22 protein-coding genes, 1 tRNA gene and 1 pseudogene are annotated in these 25,901 nt (G+C 70.8%); 2 read left to right on the top strand and 22 right to left on the bottom strand.

Annotated features, from left to right (window positions below; all coding sequences use genetic code 11):
* Window positions 1-32: 32 nt before the first annotated feature.
* From ACEZDG_RS23110 to ACEZDG_RS23015, 20 genes and pseudogenes are all read right to left on the bottom strand, one after another.
* Window positions 33-848 (bottom strand): F0F1 ATP synthase subunit delta, encoded by an 816-nt coding sequence (locus tag ACEZDG_RS23110; protein WP_380512615.1) that lies wholly within the window; start codon window positions 846-848, stop codon window positions 33-35.
* On the bottom strand, window positions 845-1,399 hold the full coding sequence (locus tag ACEZDG_RS23105; RefSeq protein ID WP_380512613.1) for a F0F1 ATP synthase subunit B: 555 nt from the start codon (window positions 1,397-1,399) through the stop codon (window positions 845-847). The genes ACEZDG_RS23110 and ACEZDG_RS23105 overlap by 4 nt, the downstream gene beginning before the upstream one ends.
* A 36-nt stretch (window positions 1,400-1,435) precedes the next feature.
* The gene (gene atpE, locus ACEZDG_RS23100) at window positions 1,436-1,669 is read right to left on the bottom strand and encodes an ATP synthase F0 subunit C (protein WP_380512611.1); all 234 of its coding nucleotides are present in this window, start codon (window positions 1,667-1,669) and stop codon (window positions 1,436-1,438) included.
* Between the two features lie 74 nt (window positions 1,670-1,743).
* Entirely contained in the window at window positions 1,744-2,538 is a 795-nt protein-coding gene (atpB, locus tag ACEZDG_RS23095) for a F0F1 ATP synthase subunit A (protein WP_380512843.1), read from the bottom strand.
* 230 nt (window positions 2,539-2,768) lie between these two features.
* A complete protein-coding gene (locus tag ACEZDG_RS23090; RefSeq protein ID WP_380548878.1) occupies window positions 2,769-3,203 on the bottom strand; it encodes a hypothetical protein in 435 nt (144 codons plus the stop codon).
* A 220-nt stretch (window positions 3,204-3,423) separates the two neighbouring features.
* On the bottom strand, window positions 3,424-4,782 hold the full coding sequence (locus ACEZDG_RS23085) for an MraY family glycosyltransferase (protein ID WP_380512607.1): 1,359 nt from the start codon (window positions 4,780-4,782) through the stop codon (window positions 3,424-3,426).
* 161 nt (window positions 4,783-4,943) lie between these two features.
* A complete protein-coding gene (locus tag ACEZDG_RS23080) occupies window positions 4,944-6,188 on the bottom strand; it encodes a serine hydroxymethyltransferase (protein WP_380512605.1) in 1,245 nt (414 codons plus the stop codon).
* Window positions 6,189-6,276: 88 nt separating this feature from the next.
* Window positions 6,277-6,975 carry an arsenate reductase/protein-tyrosine-phosphatase family protein gene (locus ACEZDG_RS23075; protein WP_380512841.1) on the bottom strand — a complete coding sequence of 233 codons (699 nt, stop codon included), beginning with the start codon at window positions 6,973-6,975 and terminating at the stop codon, window positions 6,277-6,279.
* Window positions 6,976-7,049: 74 nt separating this feature from the next.
* On the bottom strand, window positions 7,050-7,697 hold the full coding sequence (locus ACEZDG_RS23070) for an L-threonylcarbamoyladenylate synthase (protein ID WP_380512603.1): 648 nt from the start codon (window positions 7,695-7,697) through the stop codon (window positions 7,050-7,052).
* A gap of 67 nt (window positions 7,698-7,764) precedes the next feature.
* Window positions 7,765-8,631 carry a peptide chain release factor N(5)-glutamine methyltransferase gene (gene prmC / locus ACEZDG_RS23065; protein WP_380512602.1) on the bottom strand — a complete coding sequence of 289 codons (867 nt, stop codon included), beginning with the start codon at window positions 8,629-8,631 and terminating at the stop codon, window positions 7,765-7,767.
* A gap of 41 nt (window positions 8,632-8,672) precedes the next feature.
* Entirely contained in the window at window positions 8,673-9,752 is a 1,080-nt protein-coding gene (gene prfA / locus ACEZDG_RS23060) for a peptide chain release factor 1 (RefSeq protein WP_380512600.1), read from the bottom strand.
* 145 nt (window positions 9,753-9,897) lie between these two features.
* Window positions 9,898-10,107: pseudogene (rpmE, locus tag ACEZDG_RS23055) on the bottom strand (50S ribosomal protein L31); the annotation flags it as partial.
* Between the two features lie 121 nt (window positions 10,108-10,228).
* Window positions 10,229-11,353, bottom strand: a complete 1,125-nt coding sequence (locus ACEZDG_RS23050; RefSeq protein ID WP_380512598.1) for an LCP family protein — start codon at window positions 11,351-11,353, stop codon at window positions 10,229-10,231.
* Window positions 11,354-11,495: 142 nt separating this feature from the next.
* Complete coding sequence (gene rho / locus ACEZDG_RS23045) at window positions 11,496-13,721, bottom strand: transcription termination factor Rho (RefSeq protein ID WP_380512596.1); 2,226 nt, start codon at window positions 13,719-13,721, stop codon at window positions 11,496-11,498.
* A 503-nt stretch (window positions 13,722-14,224) separates the two neighbouring features.
* Entirely contained in the window at window positions 14,225-15,154 is a 930-nt protein-coding gene (gene thrB, locus ACEZDG_RS23040; protein ID WP_380512595.1) for a homoserine kinase, read from the bottom strand.
* Window positions 15,155-15,451: 297 nt separating this feature from the next.
* Window positions 15,452-16,522 (bottom strand): threonine synthase, encoded by a 1,071-nt coding sequence (gene thrC / locus ACEZDG_RS23035; RefSeq protein WP_380512593.1) that lies wholly within the window; start codon window positions 16,520-16,522, stop codon window positions 15,452-15,454.
* A gap of 4 nt (window positions 16,523-16,526) precedes the next feature.
* Window positions 16,527-17,810, bottom strand: a complete 1,284-nt coding sequence (locus ACEZDG_RS23030; RefSeq protein WP_380512591.1) for a homoserine dehydrogenase — start codon at window positions 17,808-17,810, stop codon at window positions 16,527-16,529.
* A gap of 98 nt (window positions 17,811-17,908) precedes the next feature.
* Window positions 17,909-19,300 (bottom strand): diaminopimelate decarboxylase, encoded by a 1,392-nt coding sequence (lysA, locus tag ACEZDG_RS23025; protein ID WP_380512589.1) that lies wholly within the window; start codon window positions 19,298-19,300, stop codon window positions 17,909-17,911.
* 54 nt (window positions 19,301-19,354) lie between these two features.
* The gene (gene argS, locus ACEZDG_RS23020; RefSeq protein ID WP_380512587.1) at window positions 19,355-21,016 is read right to left on the bottom strand and encodes an arginine--tRNA ligase; all 1,662 of its coding nucleotides are present in this window, start codon (window positions 21,014-21,016) and stop codon (window positions 19,355-19,357) included.
* Window positions 21,017-21,060: 44 nt separating this feature from the next.
* A complete protein-coding gene (locus ACEZDG_RS23015) occupies window positions 21,061-21,495 on the bottom strand; it encodes a response regulator (RefSeq protein ID WP_380512585.1) in 435 nt (144 codons plus the stop codon).
* 127 nt (window positions 21,496-21,622) lie between these two features.
* Between ACEZDG_RS23015 and ACEZDG_RS23010 the strand changes: the two genes are divergently transcribed.
* Window positions 21,623-21,694, top strand: a tRNA-Arg gene (locus tag ACEZDG_RS23010).
* A gap of 77 nt (window positions 21,695-21,771) precedes the next feature.
* Entirely contained in the window at window positions 21,772-22,515 is a 744-nt protein-coding gene (locus tag ACEZDG_RS23005) for a protein phosphatase 2C domain-containing protein (RefSeq protein ID WP_380512583.1), read from the top strand.
* 117 nt (window positions 22,516-22,632) lie between these two features.
* On the opposite strand, the gene ACEZDG_RS23000 is transcribed toward ACEZDG_RS23005, so the two are convergent.
* Both ACEZDG_RS23000 and ACEZDG_RS22995 read right to left on the bottom strand, forming a co-directional pair.
* Entirely contained in the window at window positions 22,633-22,797 is a 165-nt protein-coding gene (locus ACEZDG_RS23000) for a hypothetical protein (RefSeq protein ID WP_380512582.1), read from the bottom strand.
* Window positions 22,798-22,869: 72 nt separating this feature from the next.
* Window positions 22,870-25,851, bottom strand: coding sequence for an AfsR/SARP family transcriptional regulator (locus tag ACEZDG_RS22995; protein ID WP_380512580.1), 2,982 nt, complete (start codon window positions 25,849-25,851; stop codon window positions 22,870-22,872).
* Between the last annotated feature and the right edge of the window lie 50 nt (window positions 25,852-25,901).

Raw genomic sequence — 25,901 nt, 5'->3', positions numbered from 1 at the left:
GTCGGACAATGCTCCCCTTGTGGGGGTGGGCTTCAGCCCGCCAGGCCCTGTCGCGCGCCGTCCATACGGCTCTCGACAGTGCCCTCGATGATCTCGTCGCCGATCTGCACCCGGACCCCGCCGAGGACCGAGGGGTCCACGTCGATGTTCAGGTGGACCGGACGACCCACCAGCCGCGCCAGCGAAGCGGCGAGCCGCTCGTTCTGGGCGTCCGACAGCGGCACCGCGACGGTCACCAGGGCGACCACCCGGCCACGCCGGCCCGCGGCCAGCCGGGAGTACTCCTCCAGGCCGCCTTCCAGGCTACGTCCACGCGGCTGCGTCACCAGGGCGACGACCAACTGCGTGGTCTGCGGCTTGGCCCGGCCGCCGAGCAGACCGCGGACCAGCTCGCCCTTGGCGGCGGAGTCCGCGGCGCCGTCGGTGAGCGCGGCCCGCAGCGCGGGGTTGCCGGCGACGATCCGTCCGAAGCGGAACAGCTCGTCCTCGACCTCGTCCAGCGCGCCGGCCCGGTCCGCACCGATGATCTGGGCGAGCGAGGCCAACTGCTCGACGCCGTCCACCAGGTCGCGCGACGTCGCCCAGCGGGACCGGACCATGCCGGCCACCAGGTCGAGCGTCTCCGCGCCGACCTTGCCGCTGAGCAGCGCGGTGACCAGGTCGGCCTTGCGCTGGCCCGAGGTGGCCGGGTCGGTGAGGGTCCGACGCAGTCCGACCTCGCGGTCGAGCACGCCGGTCACGGCCAGCAGGTCCGCGCTGAGCGCGGCCGGGTCGACCGACGTGCTGTCGGTCAGGGCCTCGAGGCGCTCGCGAGCGGCCGCGTTCGACTGACGCGTGGCGCTGCTCACTTGGCGGCGCCCGCGGCCTCGGCCGACTTCGCGTCGAGCTCGTCCAGGAAGCGGTCGATGATCCGGCTCTGCCGGGCGGAGTCCTCCAGGGACTCGCCGACGACGCGGCCGGCCAGGTCGGTGGCGATCCGGCCGACGTCCTGACGAAGCACGTTCGTCACCTGACGGCGGTCCGCCTCGATCTGGGCGTGGCCCGCGGTGATGATGGCCTCGCGCTGGCGCTGGCCCTCTTCCTTCATCTCCGCGATGATCACGGCGCCCTGCTCACGGGCGTGCTCGGTGATCCGAGCGGCCTCGTGACGGGCCTCCGCGAGCTGGTCCTGGTACTCCTTCAGCGTCCGGGTGGCCTCGGCCTGCGCCTCAGCCGCCCGCTCCAGTCCACCCTCGATCGCGTCGCGCCGCTCGTCCAGGGTCTTCTGGATACCGGGCAGCAGCTTCTTGCCGAGGACGCCGAAGACGATCAAGAAGCAGAGCAGGCCGATGATCAGTTCCGGGATCTCGGGAACGAGCGGGTTCTGTGCTCCTCCCTCTGCCAGGAGATAGCCCACCATGTCTGAACCTTTCGTCGAGTGTGGCTGGCTGTCGGCTTACTTGAAGATGAAGGGGACGACCAGGCCGAGCAGCGCCAGAACCTCACACAGGGCGAAGCCGAGGAACATGTTCTGGCGGATGATCGGCATGGCCTCGGGCTGACGCGCCATGGCCTCGATGGAGTGGCCGAAGACCAGGCCGATACCGACGCCGGGGCCGATCGCGGCGAGACCGTAGGCCACGGCGCCGAGGTTGCCGGAGACGCCGGCGGCGAGCTCAACGTTAGACATCTGTCTCTGTCCTTAGGTGTGTTGCCGTACCGCTGGGGGGCTTCCCAGCGGAAGTCTGAGGTGGTGCGAGCGGGTCAGTGACCCTCTTCGAGCGCTCCGCTGATGTACAGCGAGGTCAGCAGCGTGAAGATGTAGGCCTGCAGGAACTGGATCAGCACCTCGAAGGCGGTCATCCCGGCGGCCATGACGAACGAGCCGCCCGAGAACAGCGCGAAGACCGAGGGCGTGAGCATGTACCAGGTGGCGGCGCTGAACATCACGATGAGCATGTGGCCGGCGAACATGTTGGCCCAGAGCCGCACCGCGAGGGTGAACGGACGCAGGATCACGTTCTGCAGGAACTCGATGACGATGATCAGCGGCAGCAGCCAACCCGGCAGGCCCTGCAGCACGGTGAGGTGCTTCCAGCCGCCGACGAAGCCGTGGGTCTTGAAGGTGAGGTACATGTACGTCACCCACACCAGCAGCGCGATGGCCACCGGGAACCCGAAGCGGGACGCCACCGGGAACTGCGCCAGCGGGATGATGGACATGATGTTCATGATCCACACGAAGAAGAAGATCGAGGTCAGGAAGGGGACGTACTTGTCGCCCTTCTTGCCGATCACATCGCGCGCGATGCCGCGGGAGATGAAGGTGTAGCCGATCTCACCGACCAGCTGCAGCTTGCCCGGGACCAGCTTCGGCTTGGCGAACGCCGACCAGAAGAACCCGACCACCAGCAGCATGCAGATGAGCGCGAGCAGCATCGGCTTGGTGAAGTCGAAGCTGCCGATGCTGAAGATCGGCTTGAAGTCGAACGAGTTGAGACCCGGGGCGGGGAAACCACAGCCCGAGGGCGTGATGTGGCACGCGCTCTCAGCGACCATCGTTGGGGTACTCACCCGTGACTCCTTCGTCGTGACGCATAAGAACTGCAACCTTGAGTGTCGGTGCGGCCTGTGCGGCCACGGTTCGGCACGGGGGACATGGGGTGGTGGCGCCGCCTCGGTCGACTCGACCCGGCCCTGGCGCCTCCGGGAGGGGACTGAAGAGTCCCTTTCGACCGGACGCGATTCCGGACGATAGCAGATCAGGATGAAGCGTCTTTAGTCGGCCCTTATGCCCCATCTCGGGACTCCGCCTTGACCGGAACCGAGGGCTCCGGGTCGACGTAGAGCGTCTTGCTCCGCAGCGTGGAGAAGATCTGTCCGCCCACCCAGGCCAGCGCGGTGGCCAGCAGAGTGAGGGCGAACGCCCGGCCGTTGAACAGGGTGGTGTTCTTGAACACGACGATGAAGACGCCGATGAGCAGCATCTGCACCGCATAGACCAGAAGACCGGCCGTCATCACCAACTGCGGCTTGTTCTGGGTCAACCGCATCAGCGCCCAGAAACCCAGGCCGAAGAACACGGCGACCACCGCGATGGCGACCAGCGCACCGACCAGACCCTTGGGGCCGGCGAAGACTGTGCTGAGCACGGCGGCGACGATCCCCACGGGCACAGCCGGCACGGCTGACCCGCGGAGGATCTGGGCGTCGTTGGACAGCATCGTCGTCAACTCCGGCGCGATGGAATGGAAAGGCGATCAAAGGAAGCGAGGAGAAAGAGCACTGGATCACAGACCCGCGAGGCGGGTCGCGACCGAACGACCTTCTCCCATAAGGTCCTTCGGCTCTTCTACCTGATGTCGTGAACGGTATCACAAGCTATTTGGTGAGGTCTTTACCCTAGACCTGTGCTTCTTGCCACATCAGCCTCACCCGGAGGGGTTAACTGCCGTTTCGTCCGGTTGCGCCCGAATGGCGTCCGGCGGCGTGTGCACCGGTCCCGATCTTGCGCAGCAGCTCTTCGTCCTCATGGGAAAAGGAATCCCCATGATCACCGGTGCTCTCCGCGCCGATTCGGTCGCTCTGGGTAAGAAGTTCTCTTACCTTTTCCGGCGCCGGAGCGGGCTCCGTGGATTCGGCCGGACGGCGGTAGCGCGGAGGGAGGAAGCGCTCCGCCATCCGGGGCGCGTGCGGCTTGAAGCGGGGCAGCAGCAGCACGATGATCCCGATCACACAGGCCGCCATGGCGATCTTCACGGCCAGCAGCGGCGTGCGGTTCACCGAGAAGGCCACGGTGGCGAAGGCGAACAGGGCCGCCCAGAAGTACATGATCATGACCGCGCGGCTGTGCGAGTGGCCGATCTGCAGCAGCCGGTGGTGCAGGTGGCCCTTGTCCGCGGCGAACGGGGACTGGCCGTTCCAGGTGCGGCGCACCACCGCGAGCACCAGGTCCGCCAGCGGGATCGCGATCACCGTCAGCGGCAGCAGCAGCGGGATGTAGATCGGCACCATCGCGTGCACGGCGACGGTCTGCGAGCCGCTGGTGATCACGCTGGGGTCGACGCGGCCGGTCAGCGAGATCATCGAGACCGAGAGCACCAGGCCGAGCAGCAGCGCCCCCGAGTCGCCCATGAAGATCCTGGCCGGGTGCAGGTTGTGCGGCAGGAAGCCCAGGCACATCCCCACCAGGATCGCGCTGAACAGCGTGGCCGGCAGCGCGTCGGCGATGCCGTAGCCGTAGGAGAGCCGGTACGAGTAGGCGAAGAAGGCCAGCGCCGCGATGCAGACCATGCCGGCCGCGAGGCCGTCCAGGCCGTCGATGAAGTTCACCGCGTTGACGCTGATCACCACCAGGGCCACCGCGATGAAGGTGCCCCAGGTCTGGTGCAGCACCACGGTGCCGACGCCGGGGATCGGCAGCCACAGCACGGTGACGCCCTTGAACACCATCACGCCGGCCGCGACCATCTGGCCGCCCAGCTTGACCAGGGCGTCCACGCCCCACTTGTCGTCCAGCACGCCGATGACCCACATGATGGTGGCGCCGGCCAGCAGCGCGGGGACGTCCCCGGTGTTGCTGAAGATGCTGGAGAGCTTGTCCAGGTGGGCCGCCACCAGCAGGCCCGCGCACAACCCGCCGAACATGGCGATGCCGCCGAGGCGCGGGGTCGGCTCCTTGTGCACGTCCCGGTCGCGGATCTGCGGCATCGCGCCCGCGATGATGGCGAACTTGCGCACCGGTCCTGTGAGCAGATAGGTGACCGCGGTGACGACGCACAGCGTCAGCAGGAACTCACGCATCAGCGCCCTCCAATGTTGCGGTCGGCACCCCCGTGACTTCGGCTGAGCATAGCGGCCGAGTCAGGTGGGCTGGGTGGTGTTGATGCGGCATCACAAAGCACCACCCTATTCACACGGACGCAGAGACCCACCATTGCGGTTTTGTCTACACATCCCTTTGGCTATGAATTCTCCGGCTCGTCCACCGGAAAGCGCTCGGCCATGACCCGCACCTCCGCCGCGACCAGCTGTTCCTCGGCGGATCCGGCCGCCCGGACCGCCCGGCCGACCAGGACCGCCAGCTCGTTCATCTCCGCCTGCCCCATCCCCTGCGTGGTCACCCCGGCCGTGCCCAGCCGCACCCCGGAGGCCGAGGTGGGCGGGGCCTGGTCGAAGGGCACCGCGCACGTGCCAAGCAGCAGGCCCACCCGCTCGCAGCGCTGCTCCACCTCGCGCCCGGTCAGCCGCAGCGGCCGGGCGTCGGCGGTGACCAGGTGGGTGTCGGTCCCGCCGGTCAGCGGACGCAGCCCCTCCCGTCCCAGCGCCTCGGCCAGGGTCTGCGCGTTGATCACCGTACGGCGGGCGTAGTCGGCGTACTCGGGACCTGCGGCCAGGCCCAGGACCAGGGCTTTCGCGGCGATCTGGTTCATCGCGGGACCGCCCTGGGTGAACGGGAAGACCGCCCGGTCGACCCGTTCGGCGAGCTCCTCGGTGCACAGCAGCAGGCCGCCCCTGGGTCCGCCGAGCAGCTTGTGGGTCACCCCGCAGACCACGTCCGCGTACGGCACCGGAGAGGACAGTACTCCCCCGGCCACCAGGCCCAGCGTCTGCGAGGCGTCCGCCACCAGGTACGCGCCGACCTCGTCGGCGATGCTCCGGAAGGCGGCCCAGTCCAGCGCCCGCGGGTAGGAGATCGCCCCGGCCATGATCGCCTTCGGGCGCAGCGCCCTGGCCAGGTCGCGGACCTGGTCCAGGTCCACCAGGCCGTCGCTCTCGCGCACCCCGTAGCCGGTGAACTCGAACCAGCGGCCGGAGAAGTTGGCCGCCGAGCCGTGGGTCAGATGGCCGCCGTGCTGCAGCGACATCGCCAGTACCGCGTCACCCGGCCGGAGCAGCGCGGCATAGGCGGCCAGCACCGCGGTGGTGCCGGAGTACGGCTGGACATTGGCGTGGTCGGCCCCGAACAGCGTCCTGGCCCGCCGCACCGCGAGCAGTTCGGCGGCGTCGGCCTGGGCGCAGCCGGTGTGGTGCCGGTGGCCCGGATAGCCCTCGGCGTACTTGTCGCCCAGCGGGCCCGCCAGTACCGCGCGGACGGCGGGCGAAGCGAAGTTCTCCCCCGCGAGCAGGTCCAGCTGGCTGCTCCTGCGCCGCAGCTCGGCGTCCAGGACGTCGGCGAGCTCCGGATCCCGCGCGCTCAGCTCCGACATCCCCACGCTCCCGCTCGCACCGTGTGGGCCCGGAACCGTAAGGGCCCTGGGAACTCACTGTAGGACGGGAGCAATCGTTACGCCTGGGCTAGGCGGGCACCCGGGCCACTCCGGTCAGCGCGGTCACGATCGGGTCCAGCGCGTCGAAGATCTCCTCGCCGCAGTTGCGGAACATCCCCAGCGGGGCGCCGTAGGGGTCGTCCACCTCGTCGGCCTCGGGGGTGGCGGCCAGCAGCCAGCCGCGCAGCGCGGCGGCGGCCCGGACCAGGACCCGGGCCCGCTCGGCGATCTCGCCGGGTACCTCGGCGGCCTCGGGCAGGGTGGCCGCGTCTATCGCCCGCACCAGCCGGGTGAACTCCTTGAGGGTGAAGGTGCGCAGCCCGGCGGCATGGCCCATGGAGATCACCTGGGCCCGGTGGTCCAGGGTCGCGGTCAGCACCAGGTCGGCGCCGATGACGTGCTCGTCCAGCAGCTCCCGGCCGACGAAGCCGCGCGGGTCGGCGCCGTACTCGCCGAGGATCTCGGCGGCGTTGGACTCCATCGGCGCGCCCTCGTGGCCCCAGGTGCCGGCGCTCTCCACCAGGATGTCCCCGGCCCGAGTGCCGAGCCGGTGGCTCAGCTCGTGCCGGGTCAGCCGCTCGGCGATGGGCGAGCGGCAGACGTTCCCGGTGCAGACGTAGAGGATCTTGAACGCCCCGTGCCGGGGCTCGGCCCCGCCGTAGTACGGGCGGGGAACCGGACGCGCGTGCCGTCCGCCCCCCGGACCGGAGAGGCTGCCCAAGGGAATGACGGAAGCCGCCGCGGCCCCGCGATGGGGCCCGGCGCTGTTGGGATGGGCCAGCACTCCGGCGCGGACGTCGGTCAACTGCCGACCACCAGGTCGGGTACCACCTCGCGGAGCTGCGCGGCGGTGACCGCGCCCTCGCGGAGCAGCACCGGGACCTTGCCGGTGACATCGACGATGGACGAGGCCACGGCGTGGTCGGCCCGGCCGCCGTCCAGGTAGACCGAGACGCTGTCGCCCAGCTGGTGCTGGGCCTCGTCGCAGTCGGCCGGAGAGGTGCCGCCGGTCAGGTTGGCGCTGGAGACCGCGAGCGGGCCGGTGATGTTCAGCAGTTCGATGGCCACCGGGTGCAGCGGCATCCGGACCGCGACGCTGCCCCTGGTGTCGCCCAGGTCCCAGCGCAGCGAGGGCTGGTGCCGGGTGACCAGGGTGAGCCCGCCCGGCCAGAAGGCGTCGACCAGCTCCCAGGCGGACTCGGAGAAGTCGCTGACCAGGCCGTGCAGCGTGGTCGGCGAGCCGACCAGCACCGGGCTGGGCATATTGCGGCCGCGGCCCTTGGCGGCCAGCAGCGCGGCCACCGCTTCCGGGGTGAAGGCGTCCGCACCGATGCCGTAGAGGGTGTCGGTGGGCAGCACGACGAGTTCGCCCCGGCGGATCGCCGAGGCGGCCTCGCGCAGGCCGGCGGCACGGTCACTCGGATCGGCACAGTCGTAGCGGCGGCTCATCGGTACAGGCCCCTTCCGTGGGCTGGACAGCTGCGGATCTTCTGCGTCTTCTGCGGAGTTCGGACGGTCACAGCGCGGCCCTGCGGGCCGTGGCGAAGCGCGGGCGGTTGTTGAGGTCGCGGTGGTCGGCGGCGTCGGTCCAGCCGGACTCCTCGCGGAAGATCCACGGGACCACCCCGCCCTGGGTGTCCGCGTGCTCGATCACCACCACGCCACCGGGGCGCAGCAGCCGGGCGGCGACCTTCTCGATCCCCCGGATGGTGTCCAGGCCGTCCTCGCCGGAGAACAGCGCCAGCTGCGGATCGTGGTCCCTGGCCTCGGGGGCGACGTACTCCCACTCGGTCAGCGGGATGTAGGGCGGGTTGCTGATCACCAGGTCGAAGCGGCCGTGCAGCTCCGGCTGGTCGTCGAAGGCGGTGGTGGCGTCGCCCTGGACCAGGTTGATCCTGGCGGCGTCCGGGCTGGTGTCGACATTGCGGCGGGCCCAGGCGTACGCCTGCTCGGACAGCTCCACGGCGTGCACCCGGCTCCGCGGCACCTCCTGGGCCAGTGCCAGCGCGATCGCGCCGGAGCCGGTGCAGAGGTCCACCACCAGCGGTTCGGCGACGTCCATGGAGCGCAGCGCGTCTATCGCCCAGCCGACCACCGACTCGGTCTCCGGGCGCGGCACGAACACCCCGGGGCCGACCTGCAGCTCCAGGTAGCGGAAGAAGGCCCGCCCGGTGATGTGCTGCAGCGGTTCACGGGCCTCGCGGCGGGAGATGACCTCCCAGTAGCGGGCGTCGAACTCGCTGTCGGCCACGGTGTGCAGCTCGCCCCGCTTGACCTCGTGGACGTACGCGGCGAGTTCCTCGGCGTCGAAGCGCGGTGAGGGCACGCCTGCGGCGGCCAATCGCTGGGTGGCCTGGGCCACCTCGGCGAGCAGCAGGTTCACCGCATACCTCCTCTGGTCGGATGTCCGGTCGGGTGCCCGGTTCAGTTGTTCTGGGCTGCTGCTTCGAGCCTGGCGGCGGCGTCGGCGTCGACGGCCGACTGGATGATCGGGTCGAGCTCGCCGCTGAGCACCTGGTCCAAGTTGTACGCCTTGAAGCCGGTGCGGTGGTCCGAGATGCGGTTCTCGGGGAAGTTGTAGGTCCGGATCCGCTCGGAGCGGTCCACGCTGCGGACCTGGCTCCGACGGGCGTCGCTGGCCTCCTGGTCCGCCTCCTCCTGCGCGGCGGCGAGGATCCGCGACCGCAGGATGCGCATGGCCTGCTCCTTGTTCTGGAGCTGGCTCTTCTGGTTCTGGCAGGAGGAGACGATGCCGGTGGGGATGTGGGTGATCCGGACCGCCGAGTCGGTGGTGTTCACCGACTGGCCGCCGGGGCCCGAGGAGCGGTAGACGTCGATGCGGAGGTCGTTGGCGTTGATCTCGATCTCCACGTCCTCCGCCTCGGGCGTGACCAGCACACCGGCCGCGGAGGTGTGGATCCGGCCCTGCGACTCGGTCGCCGGGACCCGCTGCACCCGGTGCACCCCGCCCTCGTACTTCATCCGGGCCCAGACGCCCTGGCCGGGCTCGGCGCCGGCCCTGGCCTTCACCGAGACCTGGACGTCCTTGTAGCCGCCGAGGTCCGACTCATTGGCGTCGATGATCTCGGTCTTCCAGCCGACCTTCTCCGCGTAGCGCAGGTACATCCGGAGCAGGTCGCCGGCGAACAGGGCCGACTCCTCGCCGCCCTCACCGGCCTTGACCTCGAGGATGATGTCCTTGTCGTCGTTGGGGTCGCGCGGGACCAGCAGCAGCCGCAGGTCCTCGGTCAGCTGCTCCCGCTGCCGCTCCAGCGACTTGATCTCGGCGTAGAAGTCCGGGTCGTCCTCGGCGAACTCGCGGGCCGCCTCGATGTCCTCGCCGGTCTGCCGCCAGGCGCGGTACGCGGCGGTGATCGGGGTCAGCTCGGCGTAGCGCTTGGAGAGCCTGCGGGCCTCGGCCTGGTCGCCGTGCACCGCGGGGTCGGCCAGCCGCTCCTCAAGGACCGCGTGCTCGCTCAGGAGCTCCTCGACTGCCTCGAACATGGCGCTGTGCCTTCTTCCGATGTGCGTGAGCTGGGGTGGGGGGATGCGCGATGCGATGGGTAACGCGAACGGCGCCGACCGGGTCGCACCTCCGCGGGGGAGAGTGCGCCCGGTCGGCGCCGAGGGCCCGCGACAGGTGCTTGGCGGCGTGCTTCTTGCCGAAGCGGGCCTCGAAGCGGGCCACGCGGCCACCGGTGTCCATGATCTTCTGCTTGCCCGTGTAGAAGGGGTGGCAGTTGGAGCAGATCTCGGCGCGCATGACGCCGGACGGCTCGGTGCTGCGGGTGGTGAACTCGTTGCCACAGGTGCAGGTGACCTGGGTGACCACGTAGGTGGGGTGGATCTCGGACTTCAAGGGGTGCTCCTAGGTTCGGGAGGGTTCCGGGTCGGAGGGCGGATTGCCGTCCGTGAACCGGGACCGACGTACCAGTCTGCCAGCACTGGCCGCATCTGCCCAAACCGGAGACCGCCTCCCGCTATTCCGTACCGGGTGCGGAGGTGGTGGTCGCGGTGGGCGTGCCGGTGGGGGTGGCGGAGGCCGGGTTCTGCTGCTGGAGTTCCAGGACCACGGACGGGACCGGCTGGTCCACCTGCAGCGCCACCCACAGCTCGTTCGCCTGCGGGTCCAGGGCGACCAGGCGGTTGGGGTCGCTGGGGGCGGTCACGGTGGGCATGGTGACCGCGGTGATGTCGTCGGCGCCGATCTTCTTCATGCTCTGCGCGAGCGAGGCCAGCGCGGTCACCGAACCCAGCTGGCTGTCGGTGGTGAGCGCGCTGGTCGCGGTGTCGGCGATGCCGATCATCTTGGCCGGGTCGGTGAGCAGGCCCATGCCCTGGATCTTCGTCAGTATCGACTTCATCATCTGCTGCTGCAGCCCGATCCGGCCCAGGTCGCTGCCGTCGCCGACGCCGTGCCTGGTGCGGACGAAGGCCAGCGCCTCCGTGCCGTTGAGCTTGGTGGTACCGGCCTTGAGGTGCAGGCCGCTGTCGGTGTCGTTGATGTCGACGGTGGTGGTCACGGTGACCCCGCCCAGGGCGTCGATGAGCTTGGCGAAGCCGGAGAAGTCCAGTTCGACGTAGTGGTCCATCCGCAGCCCGGTCATCAGCTCGACCGTCTTCACGGCGCAGGCCGGGCCGCCGACCTCGTAGGCGCTGTTGAACATCGCGCTGTCGGAGGCGGCGACCGTGCCGCCCCCCTGGGCGGAGACGCAGGCGGGCCTGCTGACCAGGGTGTCCCTGGGGATGCTGACGATGTCGGCGTGGTCGTGCGCCTGGTTCACATGGATCACCATCGCGGTGTCCGAGCGCGCGGTGCCGTCGGTCGCGCCGCCGGCCAGCTTGCCGTTGCCGCCGGAGCGGGAGTCGGAGCCCAGCAGCAGGATGTTCATCGCACCGGTGGACTCCTCCGGGCGGTCCGTGCCCAGGGCGCCGCTGATGTCCACGGTCCTGATGTTGTTGTTGAGCCTCCAGAACAGGTAGCCGCCGGCTCCCGCGCAGACCAGGACAAGAGTCGCCGTCGACCAGGCCAGGATCCGCAGCAGGCGCCGGCGGCGGCTGACTGCCTTCTTGGGCTGTGGCTTTTCGTCCGACTTGTCCTTCATGTCCGCGAGCGTACGTCAGCCGTATGAGAGCCGCCCTGTACGAATCCTTACAAGCCGTGAAACACGGCACCGCCGCCCCGGACAGGTGCGTCCGGGGCGGCGGTGTGCGTGGTGTTCCGACTGCGGCGGGTCAGGGTGGGGGTCAGTCCTGGCCCGGCGTGGTCTTCGCGATCTGCATCAGGAACTCGGCGTTGCTCTTGGTCTGCTTCATCTTGTCCAGCAGCAGCTCGATGGCCTGCTGGCCGTCCAGCGCGTGCAGGACCCGGCGGAGCTTCCAGGTGATCGCCAGCTCCTCGGAGCCCAGCAGGATCTCCTCCTTGCGGGTGCTGGACGCGTCCACGTCCACCGCGGGGAAGATCCGCTTGTCGGCGAGCTTGCGGTCGAGCTTGAGCTCCATGTTGCCGGTGCCCTTGAACTCCTCGAAGATCACGTCGTCCATCCGCGAGCCGGTGTCGACCAGCGCGGTGGCGATGATGGTCAGCGAGCCGCCGTTCTCGATGTTGCGCGCGGCGCCGAAGAACTTCTTCGGCGGGTAGAGCGCGGTCGAGTCGACACCACCGGACAGGATGCGTCCGGAGGTCGGGGCCGCCAGGTTGTAGGCGCGGCCCAGGCGGGTGATCGAGTCCAGCAGCACGACCACGTCGTGGCCCAGCTCCACCAGCCGCTTGGCACGCTCGATGGCGAGCTCGGCGACCGTGGTGTGGTCCTCGGCCGGACGGTCGAAGGTCGAGGAGATGACCTCGCCCTTCACCGAGCGGGTCATGTCGGTGACCTCTTCCGGACGCTCGTCGACCAGCACGACCATCAGGTGGCACTCGGGGTTGTTGTGGGTGATCGCGTTGGCGATCGCCTGCATGATCATCGTCTTGCCGGTCTTCGGCTGGGCGACGATCAGACCGCGCTGGCCCTTGCCGATGGGGGCGACCAGGTCGATGATCCTGGTCGTCAGCACGCCCGGGTCGGTCTCCAGCCGGAGCCGCTCCTGCGGGTACAGCGGGGTCAGCGTGTTGAAGACCGGGCGGTTGCGGCCGTTGTCGGGCTCGCTGCCGTTCACCGAGTCCAGGCGCACCAGCGCGTTGAACTTCTCGCGGCGCTCGCCGTCCTTGGGCTGGCGCACCGCGCCGGTGATCGCGTCACCCTTGCGCAGGCCGTTCTTGCGGACCTGGGCCAGGGACACGTACACGTCGTTGGGACCGGAGAGGTAGCCCGAGGTCCGCACGAAGGCGTAGTTGTCCAGGATGTCCAGGATGCCGGCCACCGGGATCAGCACGTCGTCGTCGTTGACCTGCTGCTCCGGCGGGGCGTCGAAGCCGTCCCGGCGGTTGCGGCGGTTGCGGTCGCGGTAACGGCCGCGGCGACGGCCGCCGCCGAACTCGTCGTCGTCCGGGAAGCCGCCCTGCTGGTCCTGGCGCTGGTCCTGCTGGCGCTGGCCCTGGCTCTGGCCTCCGCCGCCGCCGCTGCCCTGCTGGCCGCCGCCCTGCTGGCCCTGGCGGCTCTGCTGGCCGTCCTGGCCCTGGTTGTTGCGGTCGCGGCGGTTGCGGCGCTCGCTGCGGTCGTTGCCCTGGCCGCCGGACGCGTTGCCGCGGTCACGGCGGTTCTCGGAGCGGTCGGCGGAGTCGGCGTCGCTGCCGGTGCCGGTGCCGGTGCCCACGGTGGTGGCGGTTCCGTTGGCAGTGCTGCCGTCCTGGCGCTCGCGGCGCTCGCGGCGGTCACGGCGGCCCTCACGGCCGGAGTCGCTGCCGCCGTCCTGCTGGCGCTCGCGCACCTCGGTGGCGAGGGAGGCGGCCGGGGACTCCTGCGGAGCGCCTTCGGAGGCAGGAGCGGGGGCTCCGGTGAGCGAGGTCGAGGCCGAGGTCGTCGAGGTCACCGGGGCGGTGGCCCGGCGGCTGCGGCGCGGGGCGCGCTCCGCCGTGGCGTCACCGGCGGTCTGCACCGGGATCTCGATCTGCTGCTCGGCCACGCGGGAGCGGGCGGTGCGCCGGGCCGGGGGGGCGTCGACGGCCGCTGCGGCCGTGGCCGGGGCGGCGGCAGCGTCCGCGGCCGGGGCGTCCGCGGCCGAGCCGGCGGCGGCAGTGGCGGCGGGGGTGGTGGCCGCCTTGCGGGTGGCGCGCTTCGCGGCCGGCGCCTCGGAGGCGGCAAGGATCGGGTCCCCGCCGTTCTTCTCCTTGATGGCGTCGATCAGGTCGCTCTTGCGCATACGGCCGGTGCCGCTGATGCCAAGGCCGGTGGCGAGCTGCTGGAGCTCTGCGAGCACCATGGCGTTGAGCCCGGTGCCCGTGGTCCGACGGCGCTTCGGCGCAGGGGCCGTAGTTGCGTCCGACGCGTCAGCGTCCGGGCGCACGCCCATCAGATCGGTGGTGTCGCTCACGAAGGGTCCTTCCCTGGAGCGGACGTCGGCCTGTCTGGCTCGGCGACCGGTTGTGCTGTCCGGAGCTGCGCTCGTTTTCGCAGCTACGGGGCGGTGGTCCGCCGGATGGCGGTCATGCGTACGTGCGGTGTAGGTGTTCTGTGTGCTGACGCACACCGCTTCCCGGGCCCCCGTCGCGTGTCATGGGTGTGAGTCACATGCGGGACTGAGGCACCGACACGGCTTCGGGATGCGGTCACACTTGCGCAGGCAGGCTGCGTACGCGCTGTGGCGGGCTCCCGGAGAATTGCTGTCCCGGAACAGTCACTCCGCGGAACGGAGCGGACCAGGATCGGGACGCGGCGCACCGGGCCCCGTAGGGCGCCTGGTGCAGACATGAGATTAACACTACTGGACCCAACAAACATTCCCCCACTCCGCGTCTGTCAATCGTGTCCCCCATCTCACCCCTCGGTACACATCTCTTCAGAGGGTGAGTAGTCGGGTGGTGAGGGGGTGAGTGGTCAGGGGGCGAGGGGGAGGACCGCGGCGCCTTCGAGGTCCAGTTCCAGGCGGTGCGCGGCCCAGGACGGGTCGGCCTCGGCGAGCAGCTTGTCGGCGGTGCCGGCGTCGGTCAGGGCCAGGACGGTGGGTCCGGCGCCGGAGATCACGGCGGCGACGCCCTGCGCGCGGAGCGTGGCCACCAGGGTGGCGCTCTCGGGCATCGCGGGGGTGCGGTAGTCCTGGTGCAGCCGGTCCTCGGTGGCGGGGAGCAGGAGCTCCGGGCGGCGGGTGATCGCCTCTACGAGGAGTGCGGCGCGGCCTACGTTCGCTGCGGCGTCGGCGTGGGGGACGGTGGAGGGGAGCAGACCGCGGGCGACCTCGGTGAGGACCGGGTTGGCCGGGACGAAGACGATCGGGACGACCTGGGTGGAGGGGGCGAGGGTGACGGCGTGGGCGTCGTGGCCCTCGTGGCCCTCGTCGGTCCAGGCGATGGTGAATCCGCCCAGGACGCAGGCGGCGACGTTGTCCGGGTGGCCCTCGATCTCCGAGGCCAGGGCGAGGACGGCGGCCTGGTCCATCAGCTCGGTGCCGCCGACGGTGACCGCGCGGGCGGCGGTGATGCCGGCCACGATGGCCGCCGAGGAGGAGCCGAGGCCGCGGCCGTGCGGTATCCGGTTGGCGCAGACGACTTCGAGGCCCCGGGGTTGACCGCCGAGGCGGTCGAAGGCGGCGCGCATGGAGCGGACGACGAGGTGGCGCTCGTCGCGGGCGAGGGTGTCGGCGCCTTCGCCGGCGATGTCGACGTAGAGGCCGGAGTCCGCGATGCGGACGACTACGTCGTCGTACAGGCCCAGGGCGAGGCCGAAGGCGTCGAAGCCCGGGCCGAGGTTGGCGCTGGTCGCGGGGACCCGGACGCGGGTGGCCGCTGCGCGGAAGGAGGGGGCCGGCATGTTGCTGTCGCTCCTGGGGGGTGGATCTCGCCTGGGGCTGGGTTTTTAGGGTATCGAAGGGGTGTTCTGTCTGCGGGGTTCTGCTTTGCCTGCGGCGCGGGTGGGTGCGCGGGGTCGGGGGCGGGCCGGGTCGGGGTAGTCGCTCTGGGACCTGCTGCGAAACGGATGGCGTGGAGTCGAGGTGCCCTTGTTACGCCGCTACATCCGTTTCTCGCTTTGACGGCCCCTGCCGCGACCACCCCGCCCCGTCCCACCCCCTCCCGTGCGGGGGTGGGGAAAGGCGCGGTGCGTTCGCCGCTAGAGGAGGCCCAGGCGTTCGGCGGCGGCGGTGGCGTCGATGGGGATGATCGTGGGCTGGGGGGCGCCTTCGACGGCCCAGCCCGGGTCCTTGAGGCCGTTGCCGGTGACGGTGCAGACGATGCGCTGGCCGGGGTCGACCAGGCCCTGGTCGACGGCCTGCAGCAGGCCGGCCACGCTGGCCGCGGAGGCGGGTTCGACGAACACGCCTTCCTTGGAGGCCAGGAGGCGGTACGCGGCCAGGATCTGGCGGTCCGTGACCTTGTCGATCAGGCCGTTCGACTCGTCGCGGGCGGCGATGGCGTAGTCCCAGGAGGCGGGGTTGCCGATGCGGATCGCGGTGGCGATGGTCTTCGGTTCCAGGACGGGGGCGCCGTTGACGATGGGGGCGCTGCCGGAGGCTTGGAAGCCCCACATTCGGGGGGTGCGGGTTGCCAGTTTGTCGTTGGCGTATTCCTGGTAGCCCTTCCAGTAAGCGGTGATGTTGCCGGCGTTGCCTACTGGGAGGACGTGGATGTCGGGGGCGTCGCCGAGGGCGTCGACGATCTCGAAGGCGGCGGTCTTCTGGCCCTCGATGCGGACCGGGTTGACCGAGTTGACCAGGGCGACCGGGTACTTGTCGGAGAGGTCGCGGGCCAGGGTGAGGCAGTCGTCGAAGTTGCCGTCGACCTGGAGGATCTTCGCGCCGTGGATCAGGGCCTGGCCCATCTTGCCGAGGGCGATCTTGCCCTGGGGGACCAGTACGGCGCAGACCATGCCGGCCCGGACCGCGTAGGCGGCGGCGGAGGCGGAGGTGTTGCCGGTGGAGGCGCAGATGACCGCTTGGGCACCCTCCTCGGCGGCCCTGGAGATGGCCATGGTCATACCGCGGTCCTTGAAGGAGCCGGTGGGGTTGGCTCCCTCGACCTTGAGGTAGACGTCGCAGCCGGTGCGCTCGGAGAGCAGCTGGGCCGGGACGAGCGGCGTTCCGCCTTCGAGGAGGGTGATGTTCGGGGTCGAGGCCGTGACCGGGAGGCGGTCGCCGTACTCCTTGATGAGACCCCGCCACTGGTGGGTGTGAGTGCTGGTCATGACGTCATTCCCCTTCGACACGCATGATGCTGGCCACGCCGCGGACATTGTCCAGGTTGCGCAGTGCGGAGACCGTAGCGGACAGCGCGGCGTCAGTGGCGCGGTGAGTCACTACGACGAGTGAGGCGTCGCCCTCCCGGCCCTGCTGGCGGACGGTGTCGATGGACACGCCGTGCTCGGCGAAGACGGTGGCGACCTGGGCGAGGACGCCTGCCTTGTCGGCTACGTCGAGGCTGACGTGGTAGCGGGTGACCACGCCGTCCATGGGGCTCACGGTGAGCTGAGCGTACGCCGATTCGCCCGGTCCTGTGGAGCCGGCCAGCTTGTTGCGGCAGACCGCGACCAGGTCGCCGAGGACCGCGCTGGCGGTGGGCGCGCCGCCGGCGCCGGGGCCGTAGAACATCAGCTGGCCTGCGGCTTCGGACTCGACGAAGACGGCGTTGTAGGCGCCGCGGACGCTGGCGAGGGGGTGCGTGCGGGGGATCATCGCCGGGTGGACCCGGGCGGTGACGGAGCTGCCGTCGGCGGAGCGCTCGCAGATGGCGAGCAGCTTGACGATGTTGTTCATGGCTTTGGCGCTGGCGATGTCGGCGGCGGTGACCTCGGTCAGGCCCTCGCGGAAGACGTCGGCGGCGGTGACCCGGGTGTGGAAGGCGATCCCGGCGAGGATCGCGGCCTTGGCGGCGGCGTCGAAGCCCTCGACGTCGGCGGTGGGGTCGGCCTCGGCGTAGCCGAGGGCGGTGGCCTCTTCCAGGGCCTCGGAGTAGCCGGCGCCGGTGCTGTCCATCTTGTCGAGGATGAAGTTGGTGGTGCCGTTGACGATGCCGAGCACCCGGTTCACCTTGTCGCCCGCGAGGGACTCGCGGAGCGGGCGGAGCAGGGGGATCGCGCCGGCTACGGCGGCCTCGTAGTAGAGGTCGGCGCCGGCGGAGGCGGCGGCGGCGTGGAGTGCGGAGCCGTCGGCGGCGAGCAGCGCCTTGTTGGCGCTGACCACGGAGGCGCCGTGGTCGAAGGCGGTGAGGATCAGGCTGCGGGCGGGCTCGATGCCGCCGATGACCTCGATCACGACGTCGATGTCGTCGCGTTTCACCAGCTCGGTCGCGTCGGTGGTGATCAGCTCGTCGGCGATGCCCGGACGGGGCCGGTTGGCACGGCGGACGGCCACCCCGGCGAGCTCCACCGGGGCGCCGATCCGGGCGGCGAGGTCAGCGGCGTGCGTCGTCATGATGCGGGCCACTTCGGTGCCTACTACTCCACAACCGAGGAGCGCTACCTTCAGTGTGCGCATCGTCCGACTCCAGTCTGCTTGGGTTTTTGGCTGTTCCCAGTCTCAGGGACGCTGCGGATATATTTGCGCGCGTTCCAGATTTTGAGACGTGTATTTCGTCATCCGATATCGAGACGCAGGAGATCTTCCTCTGTCTCGCGGCGGACGATCACTCGGGCTTTGTTGTCCGAGACCGCGACTACGGGCGGCTTGAGGGCGTGGTTGTAGTTGCTGGCCATGGAGCGGCAGTAGGCGCCGGTGGCCGGGACCGCGAGCAGGTCGCCGGGGGCCAGGTCGGCGGGCAGGAAGGCGTCCCTGACGATGATGTCGCCGGACTCGCAGTGCTTGCCCACGACGCGGGACAGCATGGGCTCGGCGGTGGAGGCGCGGGAGACCAGGGAGACCGAGTACTCGGCGTCGTAGAGGGCGGTGCGGATGTTGTCGGACATACCGCCGTCCACGCTGACGTAGGTGCGCAGGCCTTCCAGCGGCTTGATGGTGCCGACCTCGTAGAGGGTGAAGGCGGTGGGGCCGACGATGGCGCGGCCGGGTTCCACGGAGAGGCGGGGGGTCGCGAGGCCGGCTGCGTTGCATTCGCGGTGGACGATGCTTTGCAGGGCCTGGGCGATGTCGGCGGGTTCGGCGGGGTCGTCCTCGCTGGTGTAGGCGATGCCCAGGCCGCCGCCCAGGTCGATCTCGGGGAGCTCGACGTTGTGCTCGGCCTTGATCTCGGCGAGCAGGCCGACCACGCGGCGGGCGGCGACCTCGAAGCCGGCCATGTCGAAGATCTGCGAGCCGATGTGGGAGTGGATGCCGCGGAGTTCGAGGCCGTCGAGGGTGAGCGCGCGGCGGACCGCCTCGGCGGCGTGGCCGCCGGAGAGGGAGAGGCCGAACTTCTGGTCCTCGTGCGCGGTGGCGATGAACTCGTGGGTGTGCGCCTCGACGCCGACAGTGACCCGGATCAGGATCTTCTGACGGACGCTCTGCTGTTCGGCGATCCAGGAGAGCCGGACCAGTTCGTCGTAGGAGTCGACCACGATATGGCCGACGCCGGACTTCACCGCGTATTCGAGTTCGGACGTCGACTTGTTGTTGCCGTGGAAGGCGATCCGGTCGGCGGGCATTCCGGCGGAGAGGGCGACGGTCAGTTCGCCGCCGCTGCAGACGTCGACGTTGAGGCCCTCCTCGTGCAGCCAGCGGACGACCGCGCGGGAGAGGAAGGCCTTGCCGGCGTAGTAGACGTCGGCGTCGCTGCCGAAGGCGTCGCGCCAGGCGCGGCAGCGGGAGCGGAAGTCCTGCTCGTCCAGGATGTAGGCGGGGGTGCCGAACTCCTCGGCCAGCTGCTGCACGTCGATGCCGCCGACGGTGACCGAGCCGGTGCGGGTACGAGTGACCGTGTGGGCCCAGACCTTGGGGTCGAGGACGTTCAAGTCGGCGGGAGGGGCCGTGAAGTGACCCTCCGGCATGACGTCCCCGTGGCGCGGGCCTGCGGGGTGGGCGGAGCGGCTCATGCGTACTTCTCCACGGTGTCGGGGGAGGCGGGGGCGTCTCGGCCCCCGCCTGCCTCACATGCGTTCGGGGGCTGAAACGCCCAGCAGGGCCAAGCCATTGGCGATGACGGTACGGGTCGCCTCGACCAGCCAGAGGCGGGAGCGGTTCAGGTCGGTGACCTCGTCGTCGCCGAAGGGCAGCACCCGGCACTGGTCGTTGAACCGGTGGTAGGACCCGGCGGTCTCTTCCAGGTAGCGGGCGATGTGGTGCGGTTCGCGGAAGCGGCCGGCCTTGGACACTTCGGAAGGGAAGTCGGCGAGGGCGCCGAGGAGTTCCTTCTCCGCGGGGGTGTTCAGGAGTTCCGGTTTGAAGCCCTCGGTCGGGCCCTTGTCGAAACCGAGCGCGGCGGCGTTGCGCTGGATCGAGCACATCCGCGAGTGCGCGTACTGCACGTAGTAGACGTGGTTCTCGTTGGACGTGCTGGTGAGCACGTTGATGTCGAGAGTGATCGTGGAGTCGGAGGGCGAGCGCGAGAGGGTGTACCGCGCGGCGTCCACGCCGATCCACTCGACGACGTCGTCGATGGTGATGATATTGCCCGCACGCTTGGACATGCGGACTTCCTGGCCGTCCTTGAGCATCTTGACGAACTGGCCGATCAAGACCTCGATGTTGCGGGTCGGGTCGTCGCCGGCGCAGGCGGCGATCGCCTTGAGCCGGTTCACGTAGCCGTGGTGGTCCGCGCCCAGCATGTAGACGTTGACCTCGTGGCCCCGGTCGCGCTTGCTGAGGTAGTAGGCGGCGTCGGAGGCGAAGTAGGTCGTCTCGCCGTCCGCCTTGATCAGCACCCGGTCCTTGTCGTCGCCGAAGTCGGTGGTGCGCAGCCAGGTCGCGCCGTCCAGCTCGAAGACATGGCCCTGCTCGCGGAGCCGGTCCACCGCTTTCTCGACCGCGCCGGAGTCGTGCAGCGACTTCTCCGAGAACCAGACGTCGAAGTGCGCGCCGAACTCCTGCATGGACCGCTTGATCTCGGCCACCATCAGCCGGAGGCCCTCGGTGCGGAAGCGCTCGCGCTGGGCGTCCTCGGGGAGGGAGAGGATGTCTTTGTTCTCTGCGACGATTTGGGCGGCGATGTCGCTGATGTACTCGCCGACGTAGCCGTCCTCGGGGACCGGGCGGTTGTTGGCGGCGGCGAGGAGCGAGTTGCCGAACTTGCCCATCTGCACGCCGGCGTCGTTGATGTAGTACTCGGTGGTGACCTCGGCGCCGGAGGCGCGCAGGATCCGGCCGAGCGAGTCGCCGAGCGCGGCCCAGCGGACGCCGCCGATGTGGATCGGGCCGGTGGGGTTGGCGGAGACGAACTCCAGGTTGACCCGGGCCCCGGCGAAGGAGTCGTTGTGCCCGTAGACCGGGCCGGCGGCGAGGATGCTGCGGGCCACCTCGCCCCGGGTGGCGTCGCCCAGGGTGATGTTCATGAAGCCGGGCCCGGCGATGTCGACCTTGGCGACCCCGGGCAGCTCTCGCAGGCGACCGGCGACCAGCTCGGCCACCTGTCGGGGCGGCTGTCCGGCCGCCTTCGCCAGTTGGAGGGCCACATTGGTGGCGTAGTCGCCGTGGTCCCTGTTCTTGGGCCGCTCGACGGTCACCGCTGCGGGCGCGGCGACGTTCAGCTCGCCCGCCTCGACGGCGGCACGAACAGCGGACTGGACTGCCTGGGAAAGCTCTGCGGGTGTCACAGGGGCAAGCCTAGGCGAGACGGGGGGTACGTCCGCCATCGCGTTTAGGGGCTGAGACGGTCGTGTCCGGCGGTTGGCGGCTGCGCTGTTCGCTCAGGGCTGAACGGGGCGGCTGCCAGTTGGCGCACCAGGTCGATCAGGTCCATCGGCTCGAACGGCTTGCCGAGGTAGGCGTCCACCCCGACGGACTCGCCGCGCTCAAGATCCAGCTGGGTGCAGGCGCTGACGATCGCTATCGGGATGCGGCTGGTCCGCGGGTCGGCCCGGAGCCGGGCCGCGGTCTTCAGACCGTCGAGCCGTGGCATCACGACGTCGAGGGTGATCACATCGGGTTGAACCGAGTGGACGACGTCGAGGCACTCGGCGCCGTCGGCGGCGGTCACCACCTCGAACCCCTCGAGTTCCAGATTGACCCTGATCAGCTGACGGATCACCTCGCTGTCATCGACAACCAGGACCCGTCCGAACACGCCCGACATGTCACTGAGGGTAGGCGTCGGGGTGACACCCCGTCCCCGCTTTCACGGTTTCCACTCGTTCCGGGGACCAAAACCTGTGCACAAGCAGCAGGTGGAGGCTGGTAGTGTTCTGCATGTTGCACAGCAGGCCCCCGTAGCTCAGGGGATAGAGCACCGCCCTCCGGAGGCGGGTGCGTAGGTTCGAATCCTACCGGGGGCACTTCGTACGGAGTGCCACAAAGGCCCAGGTCAGCGGGAGTTCCCGTGAACCTGGGCCTTCGTTTTGCAAGGAGACCCGTGCAGGTCGGTTATGTGTGCGAGGCCAGTCCGGAGGTGAGTGCGAACGAGGACTTCGTGCTGGCTTCGGAGCGGTTCGTGGTGGTGTTGGACGGGGCGACCGCCAGTGGGATGCCCACGGGGTGTGTGCACGATGTGGCCTGGCTGGCCGGGCGGCTCGGGGGGCGGTTGGCGGCGGTGCTGATCGAGCGGCCGGAGCTGGGGCTGGTGGAGGTGCTGCGGGAGGGGATCGTCAGCACGCTTGCGCTGCACGCGGGGTGTGATCTCAGGAACCCGGACAGTCCGTCCAGCACGGTGGCGGTGGTGCGGGAGCGGGGCGGCTTGCTGGAGTGGCTGGTGCTGGCCGACTCGTGGGTCGTGGTGGAGCGGGTGGGGGGAGGGATCGTCGAGGTCCATGACGATCGGACCGCTCATCTGCCTGCCTACGACCGGGCCTCGGTGTCGCGGCTGCGCAATACCGATGAGGGCTTCTGGGTGGCCAGTACCAGGCCGGAGGCGGCGGACCGCGCGCTGACCGGCAGTGTGCCCGCGGCGGAGGTGCGGCGCTTCGCGGTGGTCACGGACGGGGTGTCGCGGTTGGTCGAGCGCTACGGGTGGAGCTGGGCCCGGGTGCTGGACGCCCTGGAGCAGCGGGGGCCGGCCGCGGTGGTCCGGGAGCTGCGGGCGGCCGAGGCCGCGGCGGAGGCCGGCAGCTTCCGGGGCAAGCGGTATGACGATGCGACAGCGGTGTTCGGGGTGCTGTAGGCCCTGGCCCAACGCGGGCGGGGGAACGCCGTTGCCGGCGCTCCCCCACTCCCCCGATATCCCCCCGGACCGGTCCCCCCGGTTTCCCCCCGGTTCGTCCCCCTGCCGCCTCTCCCGTTACGGCTGGGTGCGGACGTGGTCGGGGCGGATCGGGGAGCCGCCCGAGTCCGATGCATCGGGCTGGGTGTCGTCGTTCGTGGTACCGGCCGCGTCCTCGGCGGCGGGCTCCACAGCGGTCGGGTCCTGCTCGGACGGAACCGCGGACTCCTCCGGCGTGCTCATGACGCATCTCCTCGTTCTACTTCACCCGGTGCGGGGACTCTCCCGCACACATGTCATTGTGCGGGGCCCGGATCAATATCGGATCAACGAGGGGTACCGGCTTCCCGACTCGACCCCGTCGAGCAGTCTGCGCACGGTCGCGGCCTCGGGGGAGTCCAGTTCCTCGAAGATCCGCCGGGCCTCGGTCAGGCAGCCCCTGGCCCGGTACTCCTGGCCGAGGGCGAGCAGCGCGCGGCCGAGCGCGGCCTGGGCCAGCCCCTGGCAGTAGCGCAGGTCGAGGCTGCTGCCCAGTTCCAGGGCCTGCTCCGCGAGGACCACCGCGGCGGCCGGGCTGCCCAGCTCGGTGCGGCAGTCGGCGAGCCGGGCCAGGGCCGGGCCCTCCAGCCAGGGGCGCTGCTGGGCCCGGAAGTGGCCGAGCGCCTCCTGGAACCGCTCGGCCGCCGCGGCCGGTTCGCCGGAGCCCTGCCGGGCGATGCCCAACTGGTAGACGGCGTCCGCCAGGCAGCCGAGGTTGCCGGAGACCTGGGCGGTGGCGATCGCGGCCTCGGCGGCGCGTACCGCGTCGGCGGCGCGGCCCGCGGTCAGGTGGGCCCGGGCGATGTTGCCCAGCAGCCGGGCCTCGTCGGCCAGGTGGCCGAGTTCCGCGCTGAGGCCGCGGGCGAGCTCCAGGTAGGGCAGGGCCTGTTCGGGGCGTCCTGAGGAGTTGAGCGCCAGCGCCAGTTCGCTGGCGGCGGTGTAGCGGATCTCCAGGTTGTCGTCCGCCTCCAGCAGTTCCAGGGCGGCCCGGAGGTGCTCCTCGGCCTCGGTGGTGCGTCCGGCGAGCGCGGCGAGCAGGCCGGTGAGGTAGCACAGCCGTCCGGTGCTGCGGGCGTCGTCGAGGGTGCGGGCGGTGTCGAGGGCCAGGGCCAGCACCGGGCCGAAGCCCTGGGCCGAGGCCTCGTTCTCGAACAGCCAGATCCAGCCGATCAGCAGGTCCACGACCGCGCGCAGGGACGGTTCCGGGGCCTGCCGCAGCACCTGTTCGGCGACGGCCGGGACCAGGTGCAGTTCGGCCCGCAGCCAGGCCCAGGCGGAGTCCTCGTCGGCGAAGTCGGCGCCGGGGGCCTCCCCGGGGTGCAGCCGCCAGCTGAGGGCCTCGTCCCGCATCAGGGTGCGCCAGGCGTCGCAGACCCGGCCGAGCAGGTGCTCGAGCAGCCGCAGCGGGATCTGTGCCCGCAGTTCCGCCGGGTCCTGCGCCTCGGCGCGGGAGCGGGCGAACAGCCGGAGCAGGTCGTGGTAGCGGTAGCGGCCGGCCCCGTCCGCCTCCAGCAGCCCCGCGTCGACCAGCGACTCGGCCAGGTCCTCCACCTCCGGCTCGGCCCCGGCGAGCACCGCGGCGGCGCCGCCGATCGGCAGGGACGGGCCCTCGGGCAGCGCCAGCAGCCGGAAGGCCCTGGCCTGATGCTCCGTCAACTGCTGGTAGCCGAGCTGGAAGGTGGCCTCCACGGCGAGGCTGCCGACGCGCAGCTCGTCCAGTCGGCGGCGCTGGTCCTCCAGCCGGGCCAGCAGTGATCCCACGGTCCAGGACGGACGGGCCGCCAGCCGGGCGGCGACGATCCGCACCGCGAGCGGCAGCAGGGCGCAGGCGTTGACCAGGGCGCGTGCGGCCGGCTCCTCGTCGGCGATCCTGGCCGGACCGGCGACCGCGGCCAGCAGCGACACCGCCTCGTCCTGCCCCAGGGTGGAGACGCCGAGCAACTGGACGCCGGGCAGTTCGGCCGGCCGGATCCGGCTGGTGACCAGCACCGCGTTGCCGGGGGTGCCCGGCAGCAGCGGACGGACCTGGGCCGCGTCCCTGGCGTTGTCCAGCAGCATCAGCACCGACCGGTCCGCCAGCAGCGAGCGCAGTAGCGCGCTGCGCTGGTCGAGCTGCTCGGGCAGCTGGTCCGGCGCCACCCCGAGCGAGGTCAGGAACTGGGCCAGCACGTCGAAGGGGTCGGCCGGGACGGCCTGGGTGCCGTTCAGGTCCGCGTACAGCTGGCCGTCCGGGAAGGCCTCCCTGGCCCGGTGCGCGACATGGACGGCGAGGGTGGTCTTGCCGACGCCGCCGAGGCCGGAGAGCGCGTACACGCCCACGGCCGAGCCCTCGCGGGCGGTCAGCACCCGGAGCAGGTACCGCACGATGTCCGCGCGGCCGATGAAGTCGGGTATGTCCGAGGGCAGTTGGGACGGGCGCGGGATCGGCGGCGCATCGCTGCGGGGGCCTGGCTGCGGGGCCGGGTCCAGATCCGGGTCGGCGGCGAGGATCCGCCGGTGCAGGGCGGCCAGTTCCGGCCCCGGCTCGACGCCCAGCTCGGCGACCAGCAGCCGGCGGGTGTCGGCGTAGACGCCGAGCGCCTCGGCCTGCCTGCCGCCGCGGTAGAGCGCCAGCATGAGCTGCGCCCTCGGCCGCTCCCGCAGCGGCTGCTCGGCGACCAGCGGGCCCAGCAGGGCGACGGCCTGGCCGTGCAGCCCCTGCGCCAGGTCGGCCGCGGCCCGCTCCTCCACCAGGTCGAACCGGAGCGCCGCGATCCGGTCCCGTTCCCTGGTCGCGTACTCGCCGGGGACCCCGGCCAGCGGCTCGCCGCTCCACAGCGCCAGCGCCCGGTCGAGCAGCGCTCCGGCGGCGGCCGGGTCGCCCGCGCTGTACTCCTTGGCGGCGCGGGTCCGCAGCTGCTCCAGCAGGTCGAGGTCGAGGGCGCCGTCGGGTATCCGCAGCGCGTAGCCGTCGCCGACCGAGAGCAGCACGGTGTCCCGTCCGCGCTTGGCCCGGGCCGGGTCGAGCAGCCCGCGCAGCCGCGACACATAGGTGCGCACCGTGCCGACCGCGCGCGGCGGCGAGGTCTCGCCCCAGATGCCGCCCACCAGGTCCTGCACCGGCACCGCGCGGCCCGCGGCCAGCAGCAGTCGGGCCAGCACCGCGAGCTGCTGCGGTGAGCCGAGCTCGAGCGGCATTCCGTCCAGACGTGCCCGCACCGCGCCGAGCAGCTGGAACTCCAGTGGAGGACCGGCTCGGTCCGCCTCCGACTTGGCCATGGTCTGTCTCCCCGTGCGAACGCGGAATCCAGGCGGGATTCCCGCTGCGA

This window comes from Streptacidiphilus alkalitolerans (genome assembly GCF_042511045.1).
Lineage (GTDB): Bacteria > Actinomycetota > Actinomycetes > Streptomycetales > Streptomycetaceae > Streptacidiphilus > Streptacidiphilus alkalitolerans.
The sequence above is the reverse complement of the archived record's forward strand: the minus strand, read 5'-3'. Positions and strand labels throughout refer to the sequence as shown.